Consider the following 11547-nt stretch of genomic DNA (forward strand, 5'->3'; position numbering starts at 1 on the left):
TTATTCGCCTAATAATGCGTGGCGCAATTCTTCACTAGATTCGTTCCAAATTGCTTCATTATGCTCTTTTAAGAATGTACCAAGTACTTTTTTAGATGATTCATCCATATGATCAATCATGATGTGACGCTTTAGGGATTTATCCATTTTATTTACATGCTCTGGAAGTGATTTATATCCGCGGCGAATTTCACGATCAACTGTCATTTCACAGGCTGTTGCACCTGCGTAATAAGCACCGTTTGGTGTTCTTTCAATTGTTACCCAAACGAGCCAAAACGGTTTTCCGTTTGGAACTTCATCTTTATTTGTTAAAAACTTAATTCCTTTTTCTACTGTACTACGCGCATGCATCGCACCGATATCAACGAACGCAGTTTTCTCTAATACATCAACAAATACAGGAGAAATATTTTCTAAACTTAATGCCCCAACGCCAAAACCACCATGTCCATCTGTTGAATCATTTTTCACGATATTAAAACCGATTTTTTTCTTTTTCTCTGTCATATGTAAACTCCTCCTCGCTTAATGATTAAAAAAGCCTGAAAATAGGCGCAATGATATTTTGTAAAAATACTAATACATATGGAATAACAACATTGAAAATAGGTTGAATTGTGTAATTGCTAAGCGGTGTAATAACAAGAATTAATAACGCAATTGATCCATACTTTTCATACTGTGTCATTTTCGCACGAATATTTGCTGGTGCTAAATCTTCCACAACGCGATACCCATCAAGTGGCGGGATTGGTAATAAATTAAATACAAGTAAAACAATATTAAGCATAATAAAAATTTGGAAAAATTGATCCAGCGTATCTGCTACTGCAAGTGGCATCGCATCTAACACACCAAACGTTATTAAGCTATACCAAATAATTAAACCAATTGCACTTAAGATAAGATTACTTATCGGTCCCGCAATAGAAACTAATATTCCCGCAAGACGCGGTCTTTTAAAGTTATACGGATTAACAGGTACTGGTCTTGCCCAACCGAATCCAAGAATTAGTACAGCAATCATACCGATAGGATCTAAATGAGCCATCGGTGATAACGTTAAACGTCCTTGCTTTTTCGCTGTATCGTCTCCAAATTTATATGCAACATACGCATGTGCAAATTCATGCACAGATAGCGCAATAATAATTGCCATTGCTACCAATGGAATTTGTTGCAATGGGTATCTAAATAACTGATCCATAACTCATCTCCTCTTCCATATGTCAAAAAAAGAAATTATTTGTTTTTCCGATTGTTCTTCCTCATAATCCGCTATAATAAGAGTGTAACTTACATAAAAGGAGCGATTATACATGCCATACGTAACAGTGAAAATGCTAGAAGGACGCACAGAAGAACAAAAGAAAGCTCTTGCTGAGAAAGTAACAGCAGCAGTAAGCGAAACAACTGGTGCTCCTGAAGAAAACATCGTTGTTTTCATCGAAGAAATGTCTAAAAACCATTATGCAGTTGGCGGAAAACGCTTAAGCGACAAATAATTTCAAGTTTTTTCATAAGAAGCAGCTCTTAGCTGCTTCTTATTTCTTTCCTTCTAACAACTCGATAATTCTCTCTTTATATTTTCCTTTTCTTCCATCTTCATAGATTAAATCATGCGGATAGAATAGCTTTTGATCCGTTCGCTTCTTACCTGTAATCGCCTCAACAATATCCGATTCACGCGAAAGCTCTCTAAGTTCCCCGTTCGGCATAAGAAGTAAGATTGGCAGACGCTCTTCTTCTTCTCCTGCGCGGTAAAAGTCATACGGTAAATCCGATGTTGAATCCACAACTAAGTAATACTCTGGATCGAGTCCAATCTTTTTAAATAAGCTACTTAGCTCCATCCAATTATCTAAACCGTGCTTATCTGTAAACTCTACATATTTAAATAGATTTCGATTCATAAAACGGCGGCATAAGTCACTTAAAATCGGATCTTCTTCGTCTTGCCATACTTGGAAGTAATAATACATTACGTTCTCGTCTAACTTTAAATAATCCTCTACTGTCACTTCTTCTTCAAATAAAGAATAGAAATGAACAGGATGATTTTTAAACGCATAATACTTCTCATGCAGTGATTTAGCTCGGTGTAAAATCTTCGTTAAAATTACTTCTGCACTACGTGTTACCGGATGAAAATATACTTGCCAATACATTTGATAACGGCTCATAATATAATGCTCTACAGCATGCATACCACTATTTTTAATGACAACTTGATTACCGTACGGGCGCATGACACGCAGTATACGTTCCATATCAAAGTTCCCATACTTTACACCAGTAAAATATGCATCTCTTAATAAATAATCCATACGATCGGCATCAATTTGGCTCGAAATCATACTAATCGCTAATTTATTAGTAGATGTTTTCGCAATTACATCTGCTACCTTTTGCGGGAAATCCTTATCAACACGGCTTAACACACGATTAATTTCCGTATCACCAACGATAATCTTTTGCGTAAATTTCTCATGATCTAACGAAAATACTTTTTCAAACGAGTGAGAAAATGGGCCGTGACCGACATCATGAAGTAATGACGCACATAAACATAACAATCTATCTTCAGCATTCCAGTTCGGTCTGCCATCAAACACATCATCAATCATACGACGAATAATTTCATATACACCTAACGAATGAGTAAAGCGACTATGCTCTGCACCGTGAAATGTAAAAAATGTCGTACCAAGCTGCTTAATACGGCGCAAGCGTTGAAATTCTTTCGTTCCGATTAAATCCCAAATAACGCGATCACGCACGTGTACATATTTATGTACTGGGTCTTTAAACACTTTTGTTTCGCTGAGTTTGTCGTTTAAATATACCACTTTCCGACATCCCCCTTTCTTTACTGCATTCTTACTATATATTATAAACGATATAGGAAACAGAAAGAAATGAAAGACTATATTAATTCCTGTTATATGAAGAAAAATCACCTTTACCAAAGCAAAGGTGATTTTTCTTTATATATTATTTTCCTAAAATGAACTCAGTAACTTCGTCTAGGATCATTTCTTTACCTAGTGGGAAGTATCCTTTGTTTACATCTTCATTACTGATTGTAAATACATGGTTGTTTTTAACAGCGTTCATATTTTTCCAAATTGATTCTTCTTGGAATTCTTTTAGACGCTGAGAACCGTCACCAGTTGTAAATACGAATAAGTAATCTGGGTTGTAATCAATTAAAGCTTCTTTTTGTATTTGTACTAACGGTTTATCAGTTGGTGTACCTTTAACTGCTGGTAATTTTAAATCACCAAAGATTACGCTACCGTAACCGTAGTCACCGTATACACGGAATGCATTTGGATATGCAGCCATTTTCATGAATGTTGCATCGCCAGTTTTAGCAACAATTTTGTCATGTAATTTGCTTGCTTTTTCATCATACTTTTTGAACCATTCTTTTGTTTCTTTCTCTTTACCGAAGATTTGACCTACTTCTTCGAATTTTGGACGCCATTGGTCTAATGGAGTTTTTAACATAACTGTTGGTGCAATTTTAGATAATTGATCATAAATCTTTTCTTGACGATTGTTTACAATAATTAAATCTGGTTTTGCAGCAGCCACTGCTTCGATGTTAATTTTATCGCCCCACGCAGAACCAACCGGTTTTACATCTTTCAATTTCTTCTCAATATGTGAATCAATTTTTTCTTGTGTTGTATTTGCAGTAATAATCGGTTTCATACCGAAAATTAATAATTCTTCTGTTGAACCACTAAGGTCAGCAATTTTCTTTGGATTTGCAGGAATTTTAATTTCCCCTTTTGCGTGTTGTACAGTGCGCTCTTCAGTTTTCGCATCTGCTTTCTTTTCTTCTTCTTTGTTAGAACAAGCTGCAAATAGTACAGAAGTAACAACTAGTACCATTGCTAATAGTGCCATTTTAAAATTCTTCATATTCCGACTCCTTCTAGCTGTATTTCTCTTATAATTTGCATGTAACTATAAGAAACAAAACAACATTTAATTAATATATTTTTATTAATTGTTGTTTATAACCCGTTCTAACGGGCGTTCAACTTCCCATCCGTGGGTAAGAAGCTCAACGTCCATTAGAACTCCCCCTCTCACCTCTTTAAGAGGGGGAAATTCTATTAATTATGCTTTTTTACGCAATTGATTATTAATCATCGCTAAATCGTATGTTAAACAAATTGGTTTACAGTTTACTGGACATGGAACGATTTGCGCTTCAATCTCAAATACGTTACGAAGTGTTTCACTCGTCATAACTTCATCTGGCGTTCCTTGTTTCATTAACTTACCTGCTTTTAATGCAATCATATGATCAGAGAAACGAGAAGCATGATTTAAATCGTGAATAACCATAACAATCGTTCTGCCTTCTTCTTTGTTTAACTTCTTCAGTAAGTTTAATACCTCAAGTTGATGAGCCATATCTAAGTATGTTGTTGGTTCATCTAACACAAGTAAATCTGTTCCTTGCGCAAGAGCCATCGCAATCCATACACGTTGACGTTGACCACCTGATAAAGCTTCTGCTGGACGATTTGCGAATTCTGTCATCCCCGTCACTTCAAGTGCCCAATGAATGTAGCGATAATCCTCTTCTTTCAACGTTCCAAATCCTTTTTGATGAGGAAAACGTCCATATGAAACAAGTTCAAACACAGTAAGGCCTGTTGGCACTTCTGCAGTTTGTGGTAAAATCGCCATTTTCTTTGCGATTTCTTTCGTTGGCTGTTTCTCAATTGCTTTTCCATCAAGATAAACAGTACCTCGTTTTGCTTTCAAAATACGAGAAGCCGTTTTTAATAATGTGGATTTCCCACAACCATTTGGTCCAATAATCGTTGTAATTTGTCCTTCCGGAATTTCAACTGTTAATCCATCTATAATTAACCCTTCATTATACCCAACAGATACCGCATCAACTGCTAAAGTTGCCATACAAAAAGCCTCCCTTTATTTTGTCCTCATAAGTAAATATATGAAATATGGTGCACCAATTACAGAAATAACAAGACCGACCGGTATTTCTGAAGTTGGTAACACACTTCTTGAAATTACATCTGCAAATAAAAGCGAGAACGTTCCTATTAATGCAGCTGTTGGTAACATAATTTGATGTTTACCACCAACGAGGCGTCTCGCTAAATGCGGAGCCATTAAACCGATAAAACCAATGCCTCCCGCCACCGCAACAGATGCACCAGCTAAACAAACTGCAATAAATAATAATTTACGTCTTTCCTTTTCTACGTTTACACCAAGGCCAACTGCTGTAGAGTCGCCTAAATTCATTACATTTAATATGTGCGCTTTACTAATGGCAAGTGGTAAGAAAATAATCATCCATGGGAGTACACTTAGTACGAACTTCCAATCTGTTCCCCATAAACTTCCTGCCAACCAAATCGTTGCAAAACGGAAGTCGTTAGATGTCATCTTCATAGAGAAAATTAAACTAACCGCACCAAATCCGGCTGCAACAGCGATACCAACAAGAATTAATCGAGTTGATGAAACACCGTCTTTCCATGCTAGTAAATAAATAATAACCGCTGCTAATATCGCACCAACTAGCGCGAAGAATGGAAGGATAAATACAGATAAAAATGTACCAGTTCCAACTTTTCCAAAGAAAAAGTAGACGAATACAACAACTGTTAATCCCGCTCCGGCGTTAATACCTATAATACCTGGATCAGCAAGTGGGTTTCGTGATAGCCCTTGCAAAATTGCACCTGACATAGCTAATGCAGAACCAACTAATATAGCAATAACCATACGCGGCATACGAAATTCAAATAAAATAACAGATTGATCTTCTGCACCCAATCCAACTAGTGACTTTAATACATCTATTGGAGGAATTTTAAATGTTCCTGTATTTAAACTTATTAAAAATACACCAACAATTAATCCTACTAAAATCGTTAAAATAGAAACGTTCTTTTTTGTTAAGACGCTCGTCCTCACATCTTTCCTCTCCCTTCATTACGTGCTAAGTAGAGGAAGAATGGCACCCCAATTAGCGCTGTAATTGCTCCAATTGGCGTTTCAAATGGTGGATTAATAACGCGAGATAACATATCTGCACATTCAATTAGCAATCCACCTAAGACCGCAGAACATGGAATAACCCATCTATAATCTGAGCCTACAAGGAAACGAGTCATATGCGGAATTACAAGTCCAACAAATCCAACTGATCCTGCCATAGAAACCGCAGAACCTGTTAATACAAGAACAAGTACTGTTCCGATAAATTTAATTAATGTCGTATTTTGACCAAGTCCAATCGCAATTTCTTCACCAAAGCTTAAAATTGTGATATATCTCGACATCATAATTGCTATAATGAGACAAACAAGACCAATCGGTACTAACATATTAATACTTTGCCATTTCACTCCGGCAACACCGCCTGCATTCCACATACTTACCTCTTGGGCAAGGTTGAAATACAATGCAATTCCAGATGAAATTGCCCCTAATAAAGCACTAATTGCTGCACCTGCTAAAGCTAATTTTACAGGCGTTAATCCACCTGGTGAAGAAGACCCAATACCATATACAATGCTCGCTCCAAACGCAGCTCCAATAAAAGATGCGATAACAAACATTAAATAAGGTGAATTAGGGAAGAATGCATACATAATTGCAATTCCGAATACAGCACCATCTGTAATCCCCATTAACGATGGAGATGCAAGTGGATTTCGTGTCATACCTTGCATAATTGCACCTGATACCGCTAAAAAAGCACCTGCAACTACGCCCCCTATTGCTCTAGGCATGCGAAGTTCTTGAATTACGTTATGGTGCGTTATGGAACCATCAAACTGAAATACAGCTTGCCAAACGGTCTTTAAACTAATATCTGCTGCACCAAACGAAATAGAAACTGCCATACTTAAAGCTAACAAAATTGTGCCTGCTATTAAAATAATAGAAGCAACGAGCGGTCTGCTCTTAATCTCTTTAACATTCACATCTTGCTGTTCTATACTCCTTGCGCTCGCTTCCATCCCTCAACCATCCTAACCAACAACATATATTTAATAAAATGAAATTTATTCTCAAATAATAATAAAAAAATTAGGTGAATTGACCTTTTTCGTGATAATGATTATCAGAATCAGACACTTTCTATTCTACCTACCACGTCAAAAGACTGTCAACCATTATTTTGAAATACGAATTCATACAAAACGCTATCTTATGGACATAAAAAAAGAAGAGTAATCTGTTCACTCTTCTTTTTCTTACTTATTTAATTTTGCTTCAATTTTTACAATTAATTCGTCTTCTGTTGGAGCCGCAACTGGACGATTATTTACAAACGCGAATGATTTTTTACGACCAGGGCCACAGTAAGACTGACATGCAACCTCAATCGTTGCACATGAATCTACTTTTTTTAACTTCGGAATCAACGTTTTAACGTTCGTTGCCTGACAATCATCACACACACGAAATTCGTTTCCCATTATATATAACACTTCCTCTATTTTAAACTTTTCACAAGTACATTTAAAAATAAACACTAAATGGTATTTTACCGCTCTTTGAAGCTTGTTGCAAGTCTCCGGGCGTAGCTCTATTCCTATATAAAGCTACCTATTTTTTATATTTTTCCCTTCAAAAGCTTTCATCATTCATAGCCATATTTCTTCTCTTCATTGAAATCTACCATATTTTTAAAAGCTTTGTATAAAAGCTCATTTTTTTGCCCATTATAAAAATAGGAAGTTCATAAAAAGAAAGGGAGTTGAATCTATGAAAGTAAGACAAGATGCTTGGACAGACGAGGACGATTTATTACTTGCTGAAACGGTGCTTCGCCATGTTCGAGAAGGAAGTACTCAATTAAATGCTTTTGAAGAAGTAGGAGATCAGTTAAATCGCACATCTGCTGCTTGTGGTTTCCGCTGGAATGCTGTTGTTCGCTATAGCTATGAACAAGCTCTTCAACTAGCAAAAAAACATCGTAAAGATAAAATGCGTGCTGCGGGCGGTGAACAGACAAAAAAACGTTTGCTTTACACACCACCAGCTTCAGCGGCGGCGATAACTGATTATGAAGAACACGTACCGTATGAAACAGCTGTTCAATATACAGAAGCTACTCCATATCAAAAGCCGACTGTCCCTGCTCCAAAAAGCTCAATAACAATGCAAGATGTTATTTACTTTTTACAAACAGTTGGATCTTCAAATATAAAAGTAACAGCTCTTGAAAACGAGAATACGAGATTGAAACAAGAAATTAAAACGCAAATCCTGCGAAATGAAGAACTAGAAAAGAAACTAGAAAAATTAGAACAACAATCTCATACTGTACAAGAGGATTACGAAACACTTATGAATATTATGAACCGTGCTCGTAAATTAGCAGTAATGGATGATGAGGAACGCTCACAAACATCTTTCCGCATGGATCGAAACGGTAACTTAGAAAAAATTGCAGAATAAAAAGGATGCATGCAATGCATCCTTTTTATTCTTTCACCTCTAAACTCCCCTTTATATATGAGAAAACCCCTTTCTACATTTTTTGCTATAATAGAGATTGTCATTTTAAAAATAAGGGGTTAGTTATATGAGCAATTCCCGTTCGATTTTATCTCAGCCAGAGTGGCGTATTGTAGATCAGTCTAGTTTAGGACCAACTTTCCATGCACTTCAGTCATTCGCAATGGATGACACGTTATGCACGAGTATTGGAAATGGTCTATCCGCTGCAACAATGCGCTCTTGGGTTCATCACAATACAATTGTTCTTGGCATTCAAGATTCACGCCTACCACATTTAGAAGAAGGTATTTCCTTTTTAAAAGAAAACGACTTCAATGTTATCGTTCGTAATTCTGGTGGACTTGCTGTCGTACTTGATGAAGGTGTTTTAAACGTATCACTTTTATTCCAAGAAACAGAAAAGGGTATCAATATCGACCTTGGATACGATACGATGTGGCATTTAATTAAGGAAATGTTAAAAGATTACGATGTTAATATCGAAGCAAAAGAAATTGTTGGTTCTTATTGTCCTGGTAGCTACGATTTGAGCATTCGCGATCAAAAATTTGCTGGTATTTCTCAGCGTCGTATTCGCGGAGGCGTTGCTGTACAAATTTACTTATGTGCGACAGGAAGCGGATCTGAGCGTGCCACACTCGTTCGTGATTTTTACAACGTAGCAATTCAAGGCGAAGAAACAAGATTTACGTATCCTGAAATTGTACCGAGTACGATGGCTTCACTATCTGAATTACTTGGCGAAACAATTACAGTGCAAGATTTAATGATGCGCCTTTTAAAAACGTTGCAACAATTCGCGCCAAAGTTAACACCATCTCAGCTAACAGTAGATGAAGTTCCTTTATATGAGACGAATTTACAACGTATTATTGACCGTAATAATAAGGCACTTGGTTTAGAAAAATAGAAACCAAAAAGACCACCCTCATTTCAAAAGAAATAGGATGGTCTTTTTTCATATTAATTCGTTATAGAATTAAAGTGCTTGAGCTGCTGTAATTAAAGCTAACTTGTACACTTCTTCTTCGTTACATCCACGAGACAGATCATTTACAGGCATATTTAAACCTTGTAAGATTGGTCCTACTGCTTCGAAGTTACCTAAGCGTTGAGCGATTTTGTAGCCGATATTACCAGCTTCTAAGCTTGGGAATACGAATACGTTAGCATCACCTTTAATTGTAGAACCTGGAGCTTTCTTCTCAGCTACAGATGGTACGAATGCAGCATCGAATTGGAATTCTCCATCTAAAGTTAATTTAGGAGCCATTTCTTTTGCAATGCGAGTTGCTTCTACAACTTTTTCTGTTTCTGGAGATTTCGCAGAACCTTTTGTAGAGAAGCTTAACATAGCAACGCGTGGGTCAATACCGAATAGTTCAGCAGTTTTCGCACTTTCGATACCAATTTCAGCTAAATCTTGGCTGTTTGGTGCAATGTTAATTGCGCAATCAGCGAATACATACTTCTCTTCTTCACGTACCATGATGAATACGCCTGAAGTTTTTGTAACGCCTGGTTTTGTTTTAATAATTTGAAGTGCTGGACGAACTGTATCAGCTGTAGAGTGAGCTGCACCACTTACTAAACCTTGTGCTTTGCCCATGTATACAAGCATCGTACCGAAGTAGTTTTCGTCTTTAAGGATTTTGCGAGCATCTTCTTCTGTTGCTTTACCTTTACGGCGTTCAACGAAAGATGCTACCATTGCATCCATTTCTTCGTATGTAGCTGGGTCATAAATATCAACGCCTGCTAATGTTAAGTTCATGCTAGCTGCTTTTGCGCTAATTTCTTCTTTATTACCAACTAAGATTGGTTTTACTAACTCTTCTTTTGCTAAACGCTCTGCAGCGCCTAAAATTCTTTCATCAGTTCCTTCAGGAAGTACGATAGAAATGCCTTTTCCTTGAACTTTTTCTTTTACTGTTGTAAATAAGTTGCTCACGAATAAACCCTCCTACATATGTTAAAAAACTCTATCTTTAAGAATACTGCTTTTCCTCTATATTTTAAACTTATAGCTCCCAAAAAATAGATAAAATGAAAATGATTATATTTTCATAAAATTCAGCATAGAAATAAAACCCCTTTAAGCCTTATCTCCTCCTATTTTCAAGTAAATTTAAATGTGACAATTTTATGCGCTGAAACTTTATGTAGATGTTTTTAATCCTATATATGCTATAGTTAACGTGTAAAATATCATTAACTGAGGTGAATAGAATGAGTGAAGCAACAACAACGTTAGATGGCTGGTATTGTTTACATGATTTACGTTCTATTGATTGGGCAGCATGGAAAACATTATCTAGTGACGAACGCGGACAAGCAGTGTCTGAATTTTTAAATGTCGTTGAAAAATGGAACGAAGTAGCTACTGCAAAAAAAGGCAGTCATGCAATGTATACAGTTGTTGGTCAAAAAGCAGATATTATGCTTATGATCTTACGTCCAACAATGGAAGAGTTAAATGAAATCGAAACAGAATTAAATAAAACAACATTAGCTGAATATTTAGTTCCTGCATATTCTTACGTATCTGTTGTTGAACTAAGCAACTACCTTCCAGCTGATGAAGACCCATACCAAAACCCACAAATCTTAGCTCGCTTATATCCTGAGTTACCAAAAGCAAATCATATTTGCTTCTATCCAATGGACAAGCGTCGCCAAGGTGATGACAACTGGTACATGCTTCCTATGGAAGAACGTAAAAAAATGATGTACAGTCACAGTAAAATCGGTCGCCAATACGCAGGGAAAGTACGCCAAGTAATTTCAGGATCAGTCGGATTCGACGATTTCGAGTGGGGCGTAACATTATTCGCTGACGATGTTCTTCAATTTAAGAAGCTTATATATGAAATGCGCTTCGATGAAGTAAGTGCCCGTTACGGTGAATTCGGTACATTCTTCGTTGGGAACATTTTACCAGACGAAAAAGTAGAGAAATTTTTACACATATAATAATGAAAAAGGAACGAATTTCGTTCCTTT

General features: G+C 36.6%; 13 protein-coding genes. 4 read left to right on the plus strand and 9 right to left on the minus strand.

All coding sequences use genetic code 11. The features are described from left to right. A complete protein-coding gene (locus tag JFT95_RS24420) occupies nt 1-510 on the minus strand; it encodes a YwhD family protein (protein ID WP_002016357.1) in 510 nt (169 codons plus the stop codon). A gap of 25 nt (nt 511-535) precedes the next feature. Further along, nucleotides 536-1210 carry a site-2 protease family protein gene (locus JFT95_RS24425; protein WP_002016358.1) on the minus strand — a complete coding sequence of 225 codons (675 nt, stop codon included), beginning with the start codon at nt 1208-1210 and terminating at the stop codon, nt 536-538. A gap of 112 nt (nt 1211-1322) precedes the next feature. Here JFT95_RS24425 and JFT95_RS24430 point away from each other — a divergent pair, with 112 nt between their 5' ends. Then, entirely contained in the window at nt 1323-1508 is a 186-nt protein-coding gene (locus JFT95_RS24430; RefSeq protein WP_001147171.1) for a 2-hydroxymuconate tautomerase, read from the plus strand. A 39-nt stretch (nt 1509-1547) separates the two neighbouring features. Here the strand turns inward: JFT95_RS24430 and JFT95_RS24435 are convergent, their stop codons facing one another. The 6 genes from JFT95_RS24435 to JFT95_RS24460 form a co-directional block, all read right to left on the minus strand. After that, the gene (locus JFT95_RS24435) at nt 1548-2852 is read right to left on the minus strand and encodes an HD domain-containing protein (RefSeq protein WP_002143908.1); all 1305 of its coding nucleotides are present in this window, start codon (nt 2850-2852) and stop codon (nt 1548-1550) included. A gap of 145 nt (nt 2853-2997) precedes the next feature. After that, nucleotides 2998-3936 carry an ABC transporter substrate-binding protein gene (locus JFT95_RS24440; RefSeq protein ID WP_002138981.1) on the minus strand — a complete coding sequence of 313 codons (939 nt, stop codon included), beginning with the start codon at nt 3934-3936 and terminating at the stop codon, nt 2998-3000. Between the two features lie 201 nt (nt 3937-4137). Next, on the minus strand, nt 4138-4950 hold the full coding sequence (locus tag JFT95_RS24445; RefSeq protein ID WP_000212073.1) for an ABC transporter ATP-binding protein: 813 nt from the start codon (nt 4948-4950) through the stop codon (nt 4138-4140). Nucleotides 4951-4965: 15 nt separating this feature from the next. Further along, nucleotides 4966-5982, minus strand: a complete 1017-nt coding sequence (locus JFT95_RS24450; RefSeq protein WP_201053456.1) for a FecCD family ABC transporter permease — start codon at nt 5980-5982, stop codon at nt 4966-4968. Then, entirely contained in the window at nt 5979-7034 is a 1056-nt protein-coding gene (locus JFT95_RS24455) for a FecCD family ABC transporter permease (protein WP_000388282.1), read from the minus strand. The genes JFT95_RS24450 and JFT95_RS24455 overlap by 4 nt, the downstream gene beginning before the upstream one ends. A 237-nt stretch (nt 7035-7271) precedes the next feature. After that, on the minus strand, nt 7272-7496 hold the full coding sequence (locus JFT95_RS24460; protein ID WP_000526075.1) for a YuzB family protein: 225 nt from the start codon (nt 7494-7496) through the stop codon (nt 7272-7274). A gap of 289 nt (nt 7497-7785) precedes the next feature. On the opposite strand from JFT95_RS24460, the gene JFT95_RS24465 reads away from it, so the two are divergent. Together JFT95_RS24465 and lipL are read left to right on the plus strand one after the other, a co-directional pair. Further along, on the plus strand, nt 7786-8481 hold the full coding sequence (locus tag JFT95_RS24465) for an RsfA family transcriptional regulator (protein ID WP_002016365.1): 696 nt from the start codon (nt 7786-7788) through the stop codon (nt 8479-8481). 127 nt (nt 8482-8608) lie between these two features. Continuing rightward, the gene (gene lipL, locus JFT95_RS24470; RefSeq protein WP_201053458.1) at nt 8609-9454 is read left to right on the plus strand and encodes an octanoyl-[GcvH]:protein N-octanoyltransferase; all 846 of its coding nucleotides are present in this window, start codon (nt 8609-8611) and stop codon (nt 9452-9454) included. 69 nt (nt 9455-9523) lie between these two features. Here lipL and pta read toward each other — a convergent pair whose 3' ends face one another. After that, nucleotides 9524-10495, minus strand: coding sequence for a phosphate acetyltransferase (gene pta / locus JFT95_RS24475; RefSeq protein WP_201053460.1), 972 nt, complete (start codon nt 10493-10495; stop codon nt 9524-9526). A 278-nt stretch (nt 10496-10773) separates the two neighbouring features. Between pta and hemQ the strand changes: the two genes are divergently transcribed. Continuing rightward, on the plus strand, nt 10774-11517 hold the full coding sequence (gene hemQ / locus JFT95_RS24480; protein WP_001287592.1) for a hydrogen peroxide-dependent heme synthase: 744 nt from the start codon (nt 10774-10776) through the stop codon (nt 11515-11517). Nucleotides 11518-11547 lie beyond the last annotated feature (30 nt).

This window comes from Bacillus sp. TH17 (genome assembly GCF_016651125.1).
Taxonomy (GTDB): Bacteria; Bacillota; Bacilli; order Bacillales; family Bacillaceae_G; genus Bacillus_A; species Bacillus_A mycoides.